At 71.3% G+C, this 18,610-nt stretch carries 15 protein-coding genes; 3 read left to right on the top strand and 12 right to left on the bottom strand.

Annotated elements, in window-relative coordinates; translation table 11 throughout:
- Positions 1-5 precede the first annotated feature (5 nt).
- Positions 6-821 (top strand): LysM peptidoglycan-binding domain-containing protein, encoded by an 816-nt coding sequence (locus DA085_RS21400; RefSeq protein ID WP_202619295.1) that lies wholly within the window; start codon positions 6-8, stop codon positions 819-821.
- The gene (locus DA085_RS17270; RefSeq protein ID WP_109474232.1) at positions 818-1,393 is read left to right on the top strand and encodes an Rv3235 family protein; all 576 of its coding nucleotides are present in this window, start codon (positions 818-820) and stop codon (positions 1,391-1,393) included. Before DA085_RS21400 ends, DA085_RS17270 begins: the two co-directional genes overlap by 4 nt.
- A gap of 108 nt (positions 1,394-1,501) precedes the next feature.
- Here DA085_RS17270 and DA085_RS17265 read toward each other — a convergent pair whose 3' ends face one another.
- From DA085_RS17265 to kynA, 12 genes are all read right to left on the bottom strand, one after another.
- Positions 1,502-1,978 (bottom strand): hypothetical protein, encoded by a 477-nt coding sequence (locus DA085_RS17265; protein WP_109474231.1) that lies wholly within the window; start codon positions 1,976-1,978, stop codon positions 1,502-1,504.
- Positions 1,979-2,142: 164 nt separating this feature from the next.
- Positions 2,143-4,857 carry a preprotein translocase subunit SecA gene (secA, locus tag DA085_RS17260; protein ID WP_419866520.1) on the bottom strand — a complete coding sequence of 905 codons (2,715 nt, stop codon included), beginning with the start codon at positions 4,855-4,857 and terminating at the stop codon, positions 2,143-2,145.
- A gap of 148 nt (positions 4,858-5,005) precedes the next feature.
- Positions 5,006-6,205 (bottom strand): winged helix-turn-helix domain-containing protein, encoded by a 1,200-nt coding sequence (locus DA085_RS17255; RefSeq protein ID WP_109474229.1) that lies wholly within the window; start codon positions 6,203-6,205, stop codon positions 5,006-5,008.
- 112 nt (positions 6,206-6,317) lie between these two features.
- A complete protein-coding gene (gene hpf / locus DA085_RS17250) occupies positions 6,318-7,007 on the bottom strand; it encodes a ribosome hibernation-promoting factor, HPF/YfiA family (RefSeq protein WP_109474228.1) in 690 nt (229 codons plus the stop codon).
- Positions 7,008-7,261: 254 nt separating this feature from the next.
- On the bottom strand, positions 7,262-7,996 hold the full coding sequence (locus DA085_RS17245; protein WP_109474227.1) for a ComF family protein: 735 nt from the start codon (positions 7,994-7,996) through the stop codon (positions 7,262-7,264).
- Between the two features lie 113 nt (positions 7,997-8,109).
- A complete protein-coding gene (locus DA085_RS17240; RefSeq protein WP_154402240.1) occupies positions 8,110-9,996 on the bottom strand; it encodes an LpqB family beta-propeller domain-containing protein in 1,887 nt (628 codons plus the stop codon).
- Positions 9,993-11,624: an MtrAB system histidine kinase MtrB gene (gene mtrB, locus DA085_RS17235; protein ID WP_109474225.1), complete on the bottom strand. Its 1,632-nt coding sequence runs from the start codon at positions 11,622-11,624 to the stop codon at positions 9,993-9,995. Before mtrB ends, DA085_RS17240 begins: the two co-directional genes overlap by 4 nt.
- Positions 11,625-11,628: 4 nt before the next feature.
- Complete coding sequence (gene mtrA, locus DA085_RS17230) at positions 11,629-12,306, bottom strand: MtrAB system response regulator MtrA (protein WP_109474224.1); 678 nt, start codon at positions 12,304-12,306, stop codon at positions 11,629-11,631.
- Positions 12,307-12,315: 9 nt separating this feature from the next.
- Entirely contained in the window at positions 12,316-13,785 is a 1,470-nt protein-coding gene (gene ahcY / locus DA085_RS17225; RefSeq protein ID WP_109474223.1) for an adenosylhomocysteinase, read from the bottom strand.
- Positions 13,786-13,918: 133 nt separating this feature from the next.
- A complete protein-coding gene (locus tag DA085_RS17220; protein ID WP_109474222.1) occupies positions 13,919-15,307 on the bottom strand; it encodes a mycothione reductase in 1,389 nt (462 codons plus the stop codon).
- Positions 15,308-15,349: 42 nt separating this feature from the next.
- Complete coding sequence (locus DA085_RS17215; RefSeq protein ID WP_109474221.1) at positions 15,350-16,585, bottom strand: kynureninase; 1,236 nt, start codon at positions 16,583-16,585, stop codon at positions 15,350-15,352.
- The gene (gene kynA, locus DA085_RS17210; RefSeq protein ID WP_109474220.1) at positions 16,578-17,495 is read right to left on the bottom strand and encodes a tryptophan 2,3-dioxygenase; all 918 of its coding nucleotides are present in this window, start codon (positions 17,493-17,495) and stop codon (positions 16,578-16,580) included. Before kynA ends, DA085_RS17215 begins: the two co-directional genes overlap by 8 nt.
- Before the next feature lie 107 nt (positions 17,496-17,602).
- On the opposite strand from kynA, the gene DA085_RS17205 reads away from it, so the two are divergent.
- Positions 17,603-18,535, top strand: coding sequence for an amidohydrolase family protein (locus DA085_RS17205; protein WP_337189792.1), 933 nt, complete (start codon positions 17,603-17,605; stop codon positions 18,533-18,535).
- Positions 18,536-18,610 lie beyond the last annotated feature (75 nt).

Raw genomic sequence — 18,610 nt, 5'->3', positions numbered from 1 at the left:
GGACCATGGACGGACTGGACGTCGGAAGCAGGCCGCCGACACGCAGTGGGACCGGGACTGGGGACGAGCAGGTCTCGACGTGCGCCGCGGTTCTCGGCGTCGCGGGGGCCGGGGGTGCAGGCCTGCTCGCAGCCGCCTGCTGGCACCACGTGACCAGCCTGGCCCCGGCGCTCACGCCGGCGGGGGTCGCCGCAGCCCCGCTCGGCCTCGAGCTCGTCGTGACCGCAGCCGCCGGCCTCGTCGCCGCATGGCTCGCCCTCGTGCTGCTCGCGGCTGCGGTGACGGTGCTGCCCGGCCACCGTGCGGCGTGGCTGCGCACGGCGGCGAGCCTCGCGACCCCCGGGCTGGCACCGCGTGTCGCCACCGCCCTGGCCACGGCCTCTGTCGTCCTGCTCTCCGCCGGGGGCGCCCAGGCGCAGGCCCCCGAGGGCAGCGGTGCCGTCGCGACGGCACCGCTCGGTGCGCCGACCGCCGACCACGGGTCCGAGCCGGCGGCCGACCGGGGACCACAGGCACCCGAGCCCGGATGGCGCCCCACGTCCCCACCCCGGGGGCCGGGACCCGGAGGGGACGCGATCAACCTGGTGAGCCGCGGCACCGCGGAGCCCGACGCCGTCGTGGTGCACAAGGGCGACACCCTCTGGGACATCACGGCCCACCACCTGGGGCCTGAGGCAGATGCCGCGCAGATCGCCCAGGAGTGGCCGCGGTGGCACGCGGCCAACCGCGACGTGATCGGTGCCGACCCCGACCTCCTGCTGCCCGGAATGCGCCTGCTGCCTCCCCCAGCGACGGATCACGCGACCGGGGTCGCGTCATGAGCGCGCAGCCGATCGCGCAGAGCCGGCCCGGACCTGCGGGCCGGTCAGGCCCCACGGCGGGCAGACCCCGCGGCCGCGCCGGGCACCTGACGGTCCTGGCGATCCCGGAGAACGAGCCACCCCCGCTGCAGCCGGGCGCGCGACCGGAGCCGCCCGACCCGCGCTACGTCCAGGGGTCCCTGGCGGTGGACTTCCGCCGCGAGGGGCACGACGAGCTCTTCGGCCCCCAGTCGACGCGGCGCCTGGACCTCCCGGACCCCGAGGCCTGGGCGCGGCGCCTGATCACCGCGATCCTGGAGGCGATGGACGGGCTGCGGCCCGCGTCCCAGCTCAGCCGTTGGGTCGCGCCCGACATCAGGGAACGGATCGATCGCCGGGGCATCCTGGCCCGGCAGCGCCACCAGCGACCCGGCGGCGCCCTGCAGGTGCGGGCCCTCCGCGTGTGCGAACCCATCGACGGCGTGGCCGAGGTCGCGGCGGTCATCGGCTACCGCTCGCGGGTCAGGGCACTCGCCCTGCGCATGAGCGGTGTGGACGGCCGCTGGCTGATCACGGCTCTCGAGCTGGGCTGACGCCGCGTCGGCCAGCGACTCTCGAGCTGGGCTGACAGGGCGTCGGTCCACGCCGCTCGACGTCAGGGCGCCGAGCGGTGTGGACCGACAGGCTGTGGGGCTGACCGGTCAGTTGAGCGGACACCCGAGGTTGTTGTCGGCATCCAGGGTGTCAGCCAGGGCCAGCATGGTCGCCCGGTCGCTGGAGGCGAAGGCGGCATTGACCGCAGCGACGAGGGCGGTGCGACCGTCCAGGCCTGCCTCGTAGCGGCGCCACGGGAAGCCGAGCCCCTCATGGGCGGCGTTGAGCCAGGAGGCCACGGACGCCCTGGCGAGGATCGAGGCGGCGCCGTCGACGCCGGGACCGCCGCCGCCGTTGAGCGCACTGGCCAGCGTGGAGCCGGACACCGACGCCGGCGCGGCGGAGTAGAGGTTGCCCACGGTCATCGAGGGGCTGGTCTCCTCCCAGTTGTCCGTGTGGTTCTTCCAGTACCCGGGCGTGCACCCCTCGTGGCCGATGTTCTCGGCCATGGCGCTGGGCACCAGGCTGACGGTCAGGGCCGCGGCGGCAACCGCGGCCAAGGCAGAACGCAGAGCTGACTTCATGACGAACTCCTACCCTGAGAACCTCCCGACTGGAGGTTACGTGGAAGTAAAGTTAGTCAAGATTTGGTAAAGCGGCAACCCTTGTCGAGGCAGCCCGCTCCGCCGCGGTGAGCGCGCACTGCTCGCTGGAGCCGGTGACCGGCGACCGGGGTTTCCGCCGTCGCCTACTTCCCCTTGCGCGCCTTCCGGCGGTCGGCGCGGTTGCCCGAGTCCGCCTGGGCGGCCCGCGCGCGCGTCAGGGTCGAGCCGTCTCCCGAGCCACGGCGCTGCTCCACCGAACCGTCCTCGGACGGGGCGGTGTAGGTCAGTGCACTGGCGGGCGTGGGCCGGGCGTCCACGAGCCCGGCGAGAGCGGCAGGCACCGCGAGGCCTCCGGCCGGAGCCTGCTCGGCAGGCTTCACCTCGAGCCGGAACAGCGTGCTGACGGCGTCCTCCTTGACCGACTCCATCATCGCCTGGAAGAGCTGGTAGCCCTCGCGCTGGTACTCCACGATGGGCTCGCGCTGGGCCATGGAGCGCAGGCCGATGCCCTCCTTGAGGTAGTCCATCTCGTAGAGGTGCTCGCGCCACTTGCGGTCCAGCACCTGCATGACGACCCGCCGCTCGAGCTCGCGCATCCGCTCCTCACCGACCAGCGCCTCCTTCTCGTCGTAGGCGTGCTGGGCATCGGACGTCAGCTGCTCGGCCAGGACGTCGGGGGTGAGGCCGCCGGGTCCTCCGACCGCCTGCGCGAGCTCTGCCTCGTTGAGGCTGACCGGATAGACGGTCCGGAGCTCCGCCAGGACCTTGGTCAGGTCGCGCTCCTCCTTCTCCAGCTCATCCCCCTGCATCGACTGGGCGAAGTCGCCGACGACATCGTTGATGAAGTCCCTGATCTGGTCCTCGAGGTCCTCGCCCTCCAGGACCCGGCGACGCTCGTCGTAGATGACCACGCGCTGACGGTTCATCACGTCGTCGTACTTCAGGACGTTCTTGCGGGTCTCGAAGTGCTGGGCCTCGACCTGGGCCTGTGCACTCTGGATCGAGCGGCTGACCACCTTGGACTCGATCGGGACACTGTCGTCCATCCCGGTCGTCTGCATCACCCGGTCGACGATGGCGGCATTGAACATCCGCATCAGGTCGTCCTCCAGGGACAGGTAGAACCGGCTCTCGCCCGGGTCGCCCTGGCGGCCGGCCCGACCACGCAGCTGGTTGTCGATGCGCCGCGACTCGTGCCGCTCGGTGCCGAGGACGTACAGGCCCCCGAGGTCGTGAACCTCCTGGTACTCCTCCTTCACGGCCGCCTCGGCCGCGGCGAGCGCCTCGTCCCAGGCCGCTTCGTACTCCTCCGGGGTCTCGGCGGGGTCCAGCCCCCTGGCCCTCAGCTCGGCCACGGCGCGGAACTCGGGGTTGCCGCCCAGCATGATGTCGGTGCCACGGCCGGCCATGTTGGTGGCGACGGTCACCGCGCCCTTGCGACCGGCGTCGGCGACAATGGCCGCCTCCCGAGCGTGCTGCTTGGCGTTGAGCACCTCGTGCGGGATCCCCCGGCGTCGCAGCTGCTCGGACAGCCGCTCGGACTTCTCCACCGACGTCGTGCCCACCAGGACCGGCTGGCCCTTCTCGTGGCGCTCGGCGATGTCCTCCACCACCGCGGCGAACTTGGCCGCCTCGGTGCGGTAGATGAGGTCCGACTGGTCCTTGCGGATCATCGGCCGGTTGGTGGGGATGGAGACCACGCCCACCTTGTAGATCTGGTGCAGCTCGGCCGCCTCGGTCTGGGCGGTGCCGGTCATGCCGGCGAGCTTCTCGTACATCCGGAAGTAGTTCTGCAGGGTCACCGTCGCCAGGGTCTGGTTCTCGTTCTTGATCTCCACTCCCTCCTTGGCCTCGATCGCCTGGTGCATGCCCTCGTTGTAGCGGCGCCCGGCCAGCATCCGGCCGGTGTGCTCGTCGACGATCATGATCTGTCCGTCGACGTTGACGTAGTCCTTGTCCGCCTTGAACAGCTCCTTGGCCTTCAGGGCGTTGTTCAGGTAGCCGATCAGCGGTGTGTTCGCGCTCTCGTAGAGGTTGTCGATGCCGAGGTAGTCCTCCACCTTCTCGATGCCGGACTCCAACACCCCCACGGTGCGCTTCTTCTCGTCGACCTCGTAGTCACCAGAGCCGTCCTCGCCGCGGGTCAGGCGCTTGGCGATCGTGGCGAACTCGGTGTACCAGCGTGGCGACCCGTCGGCCGGACCGGAGATGATGAGCGGGGTGCGAGCCTCGTCGATGAGGATCGAGTCGACCTCGTCCACGATCGCGTAGTGGTGACCGCGCTGCACGAGGTCCTTGGTGGCCATCGCCATGTTGTCACGCAGGTAGTCGAAGCCGAACTCGTTGTTCGTGCCGTAGGTGATGTCCTTGGCGTACTCCGCGCGTCGCTGCTCGGGGGTCATCCGGGACAGGATGACGCCGACCTCCAGGCCCAGCGAGCGGTGGACGCGGCCCATGAGCTCCGCCTGGTACTCCGCCAGGTAGTCGTTGACCGTGACGACGTGGACGCCCTCGCCGGTGAGCGCGTTGAGGTAGGACGGCAGGGTCGCCACGAGGGTCTTGCCCTCACCGGTCTTCATCTCCGCCACATTGCCCTGGTGGAGCGCGGCACCACCCATGAGCTGCACGTCGAAGTGGCGCTTGCCGATCGTGCGTGAGGCCGCCTCGCGCACCGCTGCGAAGGCCTCCGGCAGCAGCTGGTCGAGCGTCTCGCCGTCCTTCAGCCGGGCCCGGAACTTGTCGGTCTCCTCGCGCAGCTCGGCGTCGGTGAGTCCCTGGAAGTCCTCCTCCAGGGCATTCACCTGCTGAGCGATGACCTCCAGCCGGCGCAGGGTCTTGCCCTCACCGGCGCGGAGCATCTTCTCGAAGAACTTGGGCACGGAGTCTCCTGACGCGTCGTGGTGACCGCGTGAACCGCACGCGGACCTCAGGCCAAGGCTAATCGTCGGGGCCGCTCCCCCGAAACCCGAGTGGCCCCGCGCGCCCTGCCGGCGACGGCCGCGTGCCTCACGACTGGTCCTCGACCCGCTCCAGACCGAGCCAGCCCGCCAGCTGGACGAGCTCCTCCCCGAGCGCATGCCGCGACCCGGCCGGCGCACCCGGCTCAAGGTGCAGGCGCCGCACCACGAGGCGGCCCGCTGCCCGGTCCGCCTTGACGTCGACCCGACCCACCAGCTGGTCACCCCACAGGAAGGGCAGCACGTAGTAGCCGAAGACACGTTGTGGCTCGGGCACATAGATCTCGATGCGGTAGCGGAAGCCGAAGATCCGCTCCGTGCGTGTCCGCTCCCAGACCAGCGAGTCGAACGGGCTCAGGAGGGCACGCGTCTCCACCGCCCGGGGACGTCGGGCCGCAGCGTCGAGGTAGGCCGGCTGGTCCCAGCCGCGGACAGCCACCTGCTCGACCTCACCCAGTCGGACCAGCTCGGTGAGAGCCGGCCCGGCCATGGACTGGCGGAGGCGGAAGTAGTCGCGCAGGTCCGCCGCCGTGCCGATGCCGTGTGCGCGCACGGCACGCCTCATGAGCTCGAGCCCGGACTCGCGGAGGTCGGGTGCGTCGGGCTGTCCCGGCGCCCGGGCGAGCACCTCGGACGGCAGCACGAACGACGGGTCGGCATAGCGCCTCTCGAACTGGGCGTTGCGCCCGGAACTGACGATCTCGCCCGCCCAGAACAGGTGCTCCAGGCACTCCTTGACCAGCGACCAGTTCCAGCCCCAGTTGTCGCGGCTGTGCACCTCGCTGTGCTCGACATACCCGTCGACCTCGCGGGCGGTGAGGGGCCCCAGCTCGCGGACGACCGCACGCACCCGCTCCAGCACACCCGGGTGCTCGCGCACGACACGCCGGCTCCAGGAGTCCTCGACAGCCCGCGCCATCCGGAAACCGAGGAACGGCCAGGTCTCGGGCGGGATGAGGCTGGCCACGTGGGCCCAGGACTCCACGAGCCTCCTGGGTGTGCGGGACCGCGGACCGTTGCCGTCGCGGGCGCGGTCCAGCAGGGCGGTGTCGTAGGGGCCGAGACGGGAGTAGAACGGGAGGTACTGGCTACGGGTCACCACGTTGACGCTGTCGATCTGCACGACCTGCAGCCGGTCGATGACGCGTTGGAGGTGCCGCATCGTCGCCCGCTCGGGACGTGGGTCGAGGAAGCCCTGCGCGGCCAGGGCGATCCGGCGCGCCTGTCCGGCCGTCAGCTGGGCTGTCATGCACCGAACATAGACGAGGGCCCCGACAGTGGTCGGGACCCTCGTCCGTGGCTGTGTGCGCCCTCAGGGCGCCTGGTGTCTGCTCAGCGCTCAGGGGCGCCGACGGGACGGCTCATCCGGCCGCGAGCCGCTCCCCGGCGGACTCTGGCTGTTCGCTGCCGGAGCTGTCCAGTCGCAGCACTCCGTAGGACCACCCGCGTCGGCGGTACACCACGCTCGGTTGGTCGGTCTCGGTGTCGTGGAAGAGGTAGAAGTCGTGCCCCACCAGCTCCATCTCGTTGAGGGCCTGGCCCACGGACATGGGCTCGGAGGGGTGCACCTTCTCCCGCAGCTCGATCGGGCTGTTGCCCTCGGTGCCGAGGGCCTGCGCGACCGCCTCCTCCTTGTCCATGGGCACCCCGTTGGCGGACATCTCGGAGTGGGCCGGCATCGGCAGTGGATCTGTGGGTAGGCCGAAGGTCGCCTCGGCGACAGACGGTTGGCGGTGCTTGCCGGTGTGACTGATCCGGCGGCGGTCGTTGGACCGGCGGAGGCGCTCCAGGAGACGGGTCATGGCGAGGTCGAGGGCGGCGTAGTCCTCATCGGCCGCCGCCTCTGCGCGGACCACGGTGCGCTTGATGTAGCAGGTGATCTCCACACGCTCGCTCTCCTTGGCCTGACGTGGGTTGGCCTCGTGCGTGAGCACCACGTCGGCACGGGAGACCCGCGGCGCCAGCTGCGGGATCTTGTCGAGCTTTTCCTCCAGGTGGCGGCGGAAGCGGTCGGAGACCTGCTTCTTCCGGCCGGTCACGGTGATTTCCATAGGATCCTCCTCATACTGAAGAACAGTGCTGAACCTTGGGCTGTCCCGGCCCTCTACCCGTTCGGCACCACCTCCTCGCGGCGGTTCCCCAGTCGCCTCTCACAGGCCTGTCGACCACCTGGTCCGGTGGCCTGCAGACGCTGGGGGCTTCCCATGACCAGACACTAGCCCGGTTCCCTGTGGAATGACAGGGGTGGGGTGGTATGTCGCCGATCCGTTCGCCACCGACGAGGTGCCGGCCGCCGCCGACCGGCTCAGTGGGCCGCGGGCCGTCGATGGGTCGCCGCCACGGTGACGGCCAGCACGTCGGTGGCGCCTGCCGCGCGCAGCGCCCGCGCTCCCTCAGCAAGCGTGGCGCCGGTGGTGATGACGTCGTCGACCAGCAGGCAGACGGCCCCGCTGACCCGTCGGCCCGCACCCTCGGTCACCACCATGGCCCCCGACAGGTTCTCGGCACGGCCGCGACTGTCCAGCCCCGCCTGGTCGGCCACCGGCCGGCACAGTCGCAGTGCGGGGACCTGCGGCGGACGTGCCGCGCGGGGCAGGGCGCGCACGGCCTGCCGGAGGAGGGTACGCAGCGGGTGGTCGCCGCGTCGCCGGGAGTTGACTCGGGCCGACGGGGCCGGAACCAGGACGGGACGCCCCGGGCAGGTGAGCAGGGCGGCCAGCAGCACCTCGCTGAGCAGCGGCGCGAGGACAGTGGTCAAGTCCCTGCGCTCGGCATCCTTCCAGTTCACCAGGCAGGTGCGGACCGGTCCGTCATAGGGCAGCACGGTCCAGACGAGCGGCAGCCCGGGTGGGGCTGGGGTGGGGCTCCACGGGTGCGGGGCAGGCGCGACGGCGAGGGACCGCCGACAGGTCGCGCACCACCGCTCGCCGGGCAGGTCGCACCCGCCACAGCGCGCCGGCAGGACGAGGTCCCCCAGGGCACCGAGTCCGGTCCCGAGTGCTGCGGCGGTGACCCGCCCCGGAGTGGAACGTCCCGACATGGCCCCACCCTGTCGCGGGCGGCGGTCGCCCCGTCCCCGGACCGGGTGACCGGTGGACGGTCCCGGTGGCCCGGCGCGGCTGTGGACAACCGGCCCTCACCCCCGCGGCCGGATCAGGTGCCGGGGATGATGACGTCGTCGCCGTTGCGGCCGATGCCCCAGTCGTTGCGGTCCTGGGTGTAGATCCGCCCCTGCTCGCTGAGCACGATCAGGGCCGAGCTGGTGTCCGAGGGCACGGCCCGCACGTCGGTGGCCTCGGACACCAGCCGCAGCGGCTCGAGCCACCCTCCGATGTGCACGATGAAGGGCCGGTCCGTGGTGTCCTGCGCCTGACGTCCCAGCAGGAACAGCTCGGTCTGGGAGGACCACACCACGGAGGTGACGCTGGTCAGGGTCTGACCGATCTGGTAGGGCTCGGTGAGCGCGGTGGCCCGACCGTCCTTGTCCCGCACGATGCCGGTGATCCCGATCTGGACCTCGTCGGTGTCCATGTCCTCCACGACGATGACGGCGCGGCGGTCGTCCGCCGCGACGCGGAACTCCGTGACCCGCTGGTTCGGCTCGAGCCACGGCGTCTCCAGCGGACGCGCCACGGCCCGGCTCAGCGGCTCGCTCCGGGCGATGACCCACACGCGCGGACCGGTGGTCGAGCGGCCGGCGACCCAGAGTCCGCCGGACCGGTCGAACGTCGGCGCGGTGAGCTCCTGGCCGATGCCCTCCATCACCGTGTCCGTGCCCTTGCGCCACCGCCACAGCGTGTCGGCACTGACGGCCGCCACACCCGCGAACTCCCGGACCTCCGCGTCGGTCGCCAGCTTCTCCCAGCGGATCGGGACCCGAGGCAGCTCGGGATCAGCACTGAGGTTGTCCTGCAGCTGATAGTGCAGCGCCATCACGGGACGCAGCTCGACGGTGGCGCGCAACAGACCGAACGGCACCGTCCAGAGTGCGTCGTCGAAGCCGGTGGACGCTACGTCGGAGATCGGGTTCTCGAGCCCCTCCACGTCCAGTGGCCGTCCGGCCCCGCGGATCAGGACGCTGTTGACCCCCGGTGCCTGTTTAAGCGTGCGCGCGAACTGGGCGAACAGCTCCTTCTGCTGGGTCTCGGAGCCCCCGAGCGACAGACCCCGCAGCTCGACGGTCGCCGTGCCGGTGGCCGGGTCGACCGGCACGGCGCTGGCCACCAGGTGCAGATCCTCGGAGATCCCGGTGGCGGCGGCCCCCGCCAGGTAGTCCGGCACCGGCCCGATCTGCGCCGACGCCAGGCTCGTGGGCAGGCCGTCGCCCCGTGGGAACCACCGCACGTCGGGCACGAGGAGTCCGGTGTCGGGGGTGATGTAGTGGATGGAGTAGGAGTCGTACTGCTGCTCGAAGGAGATCTCCGAGAGCCACACCCCGTAGTCCTCGGGGAAGCCGCTGATCCTCCACTGCCCACCGACCTGCTCCATCGTGAACCGGTCGGTGCGGGTGGTGCCGCGGGGCTCCTCGACGAGGTAGCCCTCCTCATCGACCGTCCCGCGCACGTTCACCTCGGCCTCGACGGTCGCGCCGTCCACCACGGTCAACCGGGGCTCCCCGTCATAGACCAGGACCTGGTTGGTGGGTCGCCACTGACGGGCCAGGTCGCCGGTCAGGAACGACCGGGCCACCTCGTGGTCGTCGGCGAAGCTGCCGCTGGCCCGCAGGAAGCTGGCCACGATCTGCTCCGGACTGGCGTCCTCCTCGGGGCCGACCGGCAGCGCACGCACCTCCTGGACGGGTGCGCCCCGCACCGGCAGGCCGCGCTCGATCGGCCCGCCCGTGGGCAGGCCCGCACAGGCCGAGAGCAGGAGGAGCAGAGGCAGTATGCCGGCCAGCAGTCGAGCGCGTACGGCGCCCCCGCGGGGGCTCGCCTGGTCTGCACGGCCGGTCGCCGCTGCAGCGCTCACGGTCGTTCCCGGGACCAGGCGGGCTCCACGGCTCATGCCCGCTCGACGGCTCATGCCCGCTCGACGGCTCATGGTCGCTCCTCTGCTCCGGTCGTCACGGGCTCGGTCAGCACCGGGGGCACCTCCAGGTCGCGGGCGGGGTCCAGCGGCACCGGGCCCGGCTCGGCACTGATCGGTGAGGCCTGGCTGCGCGGCAGGGTCAGCCGGAACGCCGCGCCCTCCCCGGGCCGACCGGCCACCTGGAGGTAACCACCGTGCAGACGGGCGTCCTCCAGCGAGATCGCCAGCCCGAGGCCGGTGCCGCCGGTCGTCCGGTTGCGGGCCGGGTCACCGCGCCAGAAGCGGTCGAAGACCATGGACGCCTGCTCCGCCGTGAGGCCCACACCGTGGTCCCGGACGGTCACGGCCACCGCGTCGTCGCTCGTGGCCAGGCAGATCTCGACCGGGCTGCCCTCGCCGTGGTCCAGGGCGTTGGCGATGACGTTGCGCAGGATGCGGCTCACCCTCCGCTGGTCCATCTCGATGACGACGGGGCCCTCGGGCAGGGACAGGCGCACGTCCGAGCCGCTGTGGTCGACCAGCGCGGACAGGGCCGAGAGCACCTGCCGGACCACCCCGGCGAGATCGATCCGGTCGATCTCCAGGTCGGCCGCACCCGAGTCGTAGCGGCTGATCTCGAGCAGCTCGGTCAGCAGGTCCTCGAACCGGTCCAGCTCCTCGTGCAGGAGCTCGGCCGAGCGTGCCACCGGGCCGGTGAAGTCGTCCCGGGAGGCGTGCAGCACCTCTCCGGCCATGCGGATCGTGGTCAGCGGAGTGCGCAGCTCGTGCGAGACGTCGGACACGAACCGCTGCTGCAGCATGGAGAGTGTCTCGAGCTGCTGGATCTGGGACTGGATGCTGTCCGCCATGGTGTTGAACGACATCGCCAGCTGGTCCAGCTCGTCGGAGCCGCGGACCGGGAGGCGCTCGTCCAGGTGCCCGAGCGCCATCTGCTGGCTGACCCGCGCCGCGTGCCCGACCGGGCCGGCGACCATGCTCGTGGCAACCCAGGCCACGGCACCCATCAGACCGAGCAGCGCGAGGCCACCCAGGGCGAACCACTGCCGGATCAGGTCCAGGGTGGCCTGCTCGCGGGCCATCGGGTAGATCAGGTAGAGGTCGTGCGGCCCGGCCCGGGAGATGTCGACCCGGGACCCGACGATGACCGAGGGGACGGGCCGGTCGGAGGTGGCCAGGTTGACGTCGGTGACCATCACCTGCTGGTTGCTGGGGTCATCGCGCAGGGCCTCGGCCAGGGCGGTCGGGATGTCGTCCAGGTCGAGGTCGCTGGAGGCCAGCGTGGTGATCTTGGCGTCCCGGTCGTTGTCCAGGCTCCGGGTCAGCACCGTCCGACGGAGCGACTGGTCGGCGGGCGTGATCTGCCCGACGATCTCGTTGGTGGTGGCGTTGAGGCTCGTGTCGTCGCTGCGGGGCACCGCATCGAAGCGCTCCTGCGCGTTGCGCACCTCCTGCGCCGCGTCGACCGTCGCCGCAGAGACTGCCTGGTGCACCAGGCCCTCGGCGACCTGGGCGAAGAGGACGGTCCCGATCAGCGTCGTGACCGTGGTGCCGAGCAGCATCGTGGCGACGATCACCCGCAGCCGGAGGGAGGAGCGCCACCAGGCCACCACTCCCCCTCCTCCGTGCGCGGGGGTGCTCATGTCCTCAGGCCGGCCCGGCCTTGTATCCGACGCCGCGGACCGTCAGCACGATCTGCGGGTTCTCCGGGTCCTTCTCGATCTTGGCCCGCAGGCGCTGCACGTGGACGTTCACCAGACGGGTGTCGCCGGCGTGCCGGTAGCCCCAGACCTTCTCTAGCAGCGACTCCCGGTCGAAGACGTGGTTGGGTCGCCCGGCCAGCGCCACGAGCAGGTCGAACTCGAGCGGCGTGAGGGGCAGCTCCTCGCCGTCCCGCTTGACGGTGTGTCCGGCGACGTCGACGACCAGGTCACCGACGGCCAGCTGCGAGGGCTCACGACGGTCGCTGCGCCGCAGCCGGGCGCGGATGCGGGCCAGCAGCTCCTGGGGCTTGAACGGCTTGACGACGTAGTCGTCCGCGCCGGCCTCCAGCCCGGCCACCACGTCCTTGGTGTCGGTGCGCGCCGTCAGCATCACGATCGGGACGCCGGACTCGGCGCGCAGGTGACGGCACACCTCGACGCCGCTGAGGGTGGGCAGCATGACGTCCAGCAGCACCAGGTCGGGGCGGAACTCGCGGAAGAGCGCCACGGCACGCCCGCCGTCCGCGCAGTGGGCTACTTCCAGCCCCTCCTTGCGCAGCACGATGCCGAGCATCTCGGCCAGGGCCTGATCATCATCGACTACCAGTACGCGTGCGTTCACTCATCAACCTCAGTAACGGTAGTGCTCCGGCTTGAACGGGCCGGAGGCGTCCAGGCCGAGGTACTCGGCCTGCTTCTTGGTCAGCTCGGTGAGGTCGACCCCCAGTGCCCCCAGGTGCAGGCGGGCGACCTCCTCGTCGAGCCGCTTGGGCAGGACATGGACGCCGACGGGGTACTCGTCGGGCCGGGTGAACAGCTCGATCTGGGCCAGGGTCTGGTTGGCGAAGGAGTTGGACATGACGAAGCTCGGGTGGCCCGTGGCGTTGCCCAGGTTGAGCAGGCGCCCCTCCGACAGCACGATGATCGAGCGCTCCCCGCGGGCGGGGCTCTCGCCGTCCGCGTCCTGTGCGGGCAGGGTCCACTCGTGCACCTGGGCCTTGATCTCGGTCTTGCGGACCCCGGGCACACGGGACAGGCCGGCGAGGTCGATCTCGTTGTCGAAGTGCCCGATGTTGCCGACGATCGCCTTGTCCTTCATGGCGAGCATGTGCTCGGGACGGATCACGTCGCAGCAGCCGGTCGTCGTGACGAAGAAGTCACCGATGCCGACGACATCCTCCAGGCGCGCGACCTGGTAGCCCTCCATCGCCGCCTGCAGCGCGCAGATCGGGTCGATCTCGGTCACGATCACGCGGGCGCCCTGCCCCGCGAGTGCCTCCGCGCAGCCCTTGCCGACGTCCCCGAAGCCGCACACGACGGCGACCTTGCCGCCGATCAGCGTGTCGGTGGCGCGGTTGATGCCGTCGATGAGGCTGTGCCGGCAGCCGTACTTGTTGTCGAACTTGGACTTGGTGACCGAGTCGTTGACGTTGATCGCGGGGAAGAGCAGGTCACCGGTCTCGTGCAGCTGGTAGAGCCGGTGCACGCCCGTCGTGGTCTCCTCGGTGACACCGCGGATGCCCTCGGCGATCGTGGTCCACCGCGTCGGCTGCGACTCGAGGGTCTCGCGCACGGTCTCGAGGATGACGTGGTACTCCTCGCTGTCCTCCTCGGTCGGGGTCGGCACCGCACCGGCCTGCTCCCACTGGCGGCCCTTGAGGACCAGCAGCGTGGCGTCGCCGCCGTCGTCGAGGATCATGTTGGGGCCCTCGTCACCGGGCCAGTCGAGGATCTGGGTGGTGCACCACCAGTACTCCTCCAGTGTCTCGCCCTTCCAGGCGAAGACGGGGACACCCTGCAGGTCCTCGGAGGTGCCTGCGGGACCGACCACGACGGCTGCAGCGGCCTCGTCCTGGGTGGAGAAGATGTTGCAGGAGGCCCAGCGCACCTGCGCCCCCAGCGCGACGAGGGTCTCGATGAGCACGGCCGTCTGGACGGTCATGTGCAGCGACCCGGCGATGCGGGCCCCGGCCAGCGGCTGCGCGGACGCGTGGCGCTCACGCAGCGCCATCAGCCCCGGCATCTCGTGCTCGGCCAGGCGGATCTGGTGTCGCCCTGCCGTCGCCAGGGACAGATCCTTGACCTTGAAGTCGAACGTCATCGTCTGGGGCTCCCTCGATCGCGTGTCCGCAGCGGGTATGCCGCGGGGCTGGTCTGCGGGACCGGTCATCGGGTCCGGTCCCAGGTCAGACCATCCTACGGTCTCCGTGCCGGGGAACCGGCCAGCCCAGTGGTCACAGCCCCAGGAGCGCGTTCTCCACGACCTCGGCCAGGGCAGGGTGGATCCAGAACTGGTCCCTGGCCACCTCGTGCGCCGACTGCTTGAAGGTCATCGCGTGGATGACGGTCTGGATCAGCGTGGAGGCGTGCGGTCCCATGAAGTGGGCGCCCAGGATCAGACCGGTGGACGCGTCCCCGATGAGCTTGGCCACGCCCGTCGTGTCCTCCATCGCCCAGCCGTAGGCCGTGTCGCCGTAGCGCTGGACCTTGACGGTGACGTCGTAGCCCGCCGCGCGGGCGTCCTGCTCGGTCAGGCCGACGGTGGCCACCTGCGGGTGGCTGAAGACCGCTGCCGGCACGGTGTCGTGGTGGAACGTCCGCAGGTCCTCCGGGTGCACCAGGTTGTGGGCGACCACCCGTGCCTCGTGGTTGGCCAGGTGCTTGAGCTGCACCGGGGCGCTCACATCACCGAGGGCCCAGACCCCGGGAGTGGTGGTCCGGCCGTGCTCGTCGACGACCACGCGGCCGTCGGGACGCACGTCCACGCCGGCCACGTCCAGTCCCATGCCGTCGCTGTTGGGCACCCGTCCGGTCGCGACGAGGAGCACGTCGACGTCGAGCGGGTCGCCGTGGCTGAGCTGGAGCCGCACCCCGGTGTCGGTCCGGGTCGCCCCGGTCACCTCCGTGTTGAGCCGCAGGTCCCAGTGCTGCCTGGCCTGCTCGGTGAACAGCTCGCTGATCTCCGGGTCCAGCCGGTGGTGCAGTAGCCGCTCGCTGCGCTGCACCTGCGTCACATCCACCCCCAGGGCAGAGAAGACGTGCGCGAACTCGGCGCCGATGACCCCACCGCCGATGATCGCCATGGAGGCCGGCAGCTCCTCCAGGCGCATCACGGTGTCGGAGGTCTCGACGGGCACCCCGGAGTCCGCGATGGCCCGGGGCAGGGTGGCCCGGCTGCCGGTGGCGATGACGATCTGGTCCCCGGTGATCCGGTGCCGCTCCCCGACCGTGTGCCGTCCCCCCGGCTGGGTGATCTCGACCTCGAGCTCCCGTTCGCCCACGAAGGTGGCGTGGCCCAGGTAGGCCTCGGTGTTCGGGCCGTGGACGCGGTAGTCGCGGCCTCCCTCGGAGATCGGGTCGATCCGACCGAAGACGCGGTCCCGGATGTCGGCCCAGCGCACCCCGTCGAGCGTGGCGTCCACCCCGAAGCGGTGGGCCTCCCGGATCGTGGTCGCGACCTCCGCCGCGTAGACGAACATCTTGGTCGGGATGCAGCCGACATTCAGGCAGGTGCCACCGAAGATGCCGCGTTCCACCACCGCGACCTTCTTGTCCGCGAAGTCCTGGGTGACCAGGGAGTTGCCCGAGCCGGTGCCGATGATGATGAGGTCGTAGTCAGCCACGCGGACAGACTACGGACCGCGGCTGGCGCGGCGGCACGCGCCTCAACCCAGCATCGCCCGGATGGCCTGCAGCCCGGTCACCACCTCGCGGAAACTGGTCGACAGGGGTGACAGCCCGAGCCGCAGACCGTCCGGGGACCGGAAGTCGGGGATGACGCCCTGCTCCCAGAGCCGGGCGTTGACGTCTGCGAAGTCGTGGCGGCGGATGGTCAGGTGGCCACCGCGCCGGTCGTGCTCCCGTGGGGAGGCGATGCTCACGCCGAGGTCCTCGGGCCAGGACTCGACGATGCGCCAGGCCAGGTCGGTCAGCGCGAGGGACTTGGCGCGGACCGCCTCGATCCCGGCCTGTCGCAGCTGCTCCAGGGCGAGCCGGAGCGGGACCATGCCGACCACCGGCGGGGTGCCGCTGACCAGTGCCCGGATGCCCTCGGCGGGCTGGTAGCCCGCCTCCATGAGGAAGGGGTCGCGCCTGCCCATCCACCCCTGGATCGGCTGCCGCACGGCGTCCTGGTGCCGGGCGGCGAGGTAGGCGAAGGCCGGCGCCCCGGGCCCACCGTTGAGGTACTTGTAGGTGCAGCCGACGGCGGCGTCGACTCCCCAGTCGTCCAGGGCCAGCGGCACCGAGCCGGCCGAGTGGCACAGGTCCCACAGCACCAGCCCGCCGGCGCGGTGGACGAGGTCGGTGATCGTGGGCGCGTCCGCCAGGTAGCCGGACCGGTAGGCGACGTGGCTCAGGAGCACGACGGCTGTGCGTTCCCCCAGCACCTCGGCCACCTGGTCGCTCGTCACTCCGGAGGCCGGGTCCGCATCGATCCAGACCAGCTCCATCCCGCGTTCGGCCGCCACGCCCTCGGCGACATACCGGTCGGTCGGGAAGTTGTCGGTGTCCAGCACGATCTGGGTGCGGGCCGGCTCCGCGGCCACCTGCGCGTCGGCCAGCCCGCGGAGCACCTTGTAGAGCATGACGGTGGTCGAGTCGGCGACGACCGTCTGGCCGGGCGCGGCGCCGAGCGCCGCGGAGGCCACCAGGTCGCCGGTCTCCTGCGGCCACCGCAGCCACGCCTCGTCCCAGCCCCGGATCAGACTGGTGCCCCAGTCCTGCTCGACGAAGCGCGCCATCTCCTGCGCGGTGCCGCGCACCGGCCGACCCAGGGAGTTGCCGTCGAAGTAGGCGAGGAGGCCCTCGGCCGGTTCGAACCGGTCCACGAAGCCCGCGAGCGGATCCGCCGCGTCCAGCTCGGCGGCCACGGCCTCCCAGTCGGTGAGCTGCTCAGTCATGGTGGTAGCCCTCCGGCTCGACGTCCTGGATCCGGGACCGCACGGCATACAGCTCGGGGAAGAACGTCAGCTCCAGTGCCCGCCGCAGGAACGGCACACCCGAGGAACCCCCGGTCCCCCGCTTGGACCCGATGATCCGCTCCACCGTCTTGAGGTGCCGGAACCGCCAGAACTGGAAGTTGTCCTCGACGTCCACCAGCTCCTCGCACATCTCGTAGACGCCCCAGTGGTCCTGCGGGGCGGCATAGATCTGCCCGAAGAGCTCGACGAGCCCCTCGTTCTCCTCGTGCGGGCGCGACCAGTCACGGTCGAGCAGCTCGCCGGGCACCGCATAGCCCTGGCGGGCCAGCCAGGCCAGCACCTCGTCATACAGGCTGGGCTCGCGCAGCAACGTGGACAGCTCGGCGTGCACCGCGGGGTCGTGCTCGAAGACGCGCAGCATCTCGGCGTTCTTGTTGCCGAGCAGGAACTCCACGGAGCGGTACTGCCAGGACTGGAACCCCGACCCGGTCGCCAGGAACGAGCGGAACTCTGCGTACTCGCTGGGCGTCAGCGTGGCCAGGACCGTCCACTGCTCGGTGAGCACCGTCTGGATGTGCTTGACCCGGGCGAGCCGCTTGAGCGCCGGCCGCGGCTGGTCGGCCCGGATCAGGTCGCGGGCCGAGCGCAGCTCGTGCAGCATCAGCTTGAGCCAGAGCTCGGAGGTCTGGTGCTGGATGATGAAGAGGAGCTCGTCGTGCCGGGTGGGCACCGAGCGGGGGTGCTGGGCCGACAGGACCCGTCCCAGGTCGAGGTACTCCCCGTAGGACAGGTTGCGGGCAAAGTCCCGCTCGATCCCCTCCTCGAGCGGGCGCTGGGCGGTATGCCGGGGTGCCGGCTGGTCGGGCGCGGGAACGGCCTCGTCGGGCACGCGGACCTCCTTGTGGGCGTGGGGACACGGTATCTCCCCCGGTGCCCCGGATCCGCGGTCCGGCCCGGTCCGACTCACCGACCCGGCCCCACGGCATACTCGGGGCTGTGCCGATCGACCACATGACCGATCCGGGTGCCGGGCCCGGCACCGACGCCGAGGTCGCCGCCTGGGTGACCTCCCTGGGCCTGCCCGGGCTCGCCGACATCCATGTGCACTTCCTGCCCGAGCGGGTGCTCACCAAGGTCTGGGCACACTTCGACGCCCACGGCTGGTCGGCGGCGGGCGACTGGCCGATCCACTACCGGCTTCCCGAGGCGGAGCGGCTGGACCGGGTCCGGGAGCTGGGGCTGCGCGCCATCCCCTCGCTCACCTACGCCCACCGGCCCGGCATGGCGGCCTGGCTCAACGACTGGTGCACCGACTTCGCGGCGCGGGTCCCGGAGGCCGTCCACTCGGCCACGTTCTTCCCCGAGCCCGGGGCGGCCAGCTACGTGCTGGAGGCGCTGGAGCGCGGCGCCCGACTGTTCAAGACGCACGTCACGGTCGGCGGGTTCGCGCCGACCGACCCCCTGCTCGACCCGGCCTGGTCGGCCGTGCAGGACGCGCAGGTGCCGGTCGTCCTGCACGCGGGCTCCGGCCCGCACCCCGGGCGGCACACCGGCCCTGAGCCGGTGGCGGCGCTGCTGCGCCGCTTCCCCCGGCTGGTCCTGGTCATCGCCCACCTGGGGATGCCGGAGCACCACGAGTTCGCCGACCTGGCCGAGCAGTATGCCGGGGTGCACCTCGACACGACGATGGCCGGGACGGACTACGTGGAGGCCCGCTCACCGCTTCCGGCCGACTACCTGCCGCGGCTGCGGGACCTGCAGGACAGAGTCGTGCTCGGTGCGGACTTCCCGAACATCCCCTACCCCTACGCACACCAGCTGCAGGCCCTGGCCAGGTGGGACCTGGGCGACGACTGGCTCCGTGACGTCCTGTGGCACAACGGTGCCCGACTGATGCGTCTGGACTCTCCGGAGCCCCTCACCCCCTGATCCCGGACGGGCCGGGAGCTCGCGACGCAGCGGTGCCGTCGGCGTCCGGCTGACGACGACGGCACCGCTGTGGCG

The organism is Ornithinimicrobium cavernae (assembly GCF_003121625.1).
Taxonomy (GTDB): Bacteria; Actinomycetota; Actinomycetes; order Actinomycetales; family Dermatophilaceae; genus Ornithinicoccus; species Ornithinicoccus cavernae.
Note: the sequence above shows the minus strand (reverse complement) of the source record. Positions and strands in the feature narration are given on the sequence as shown.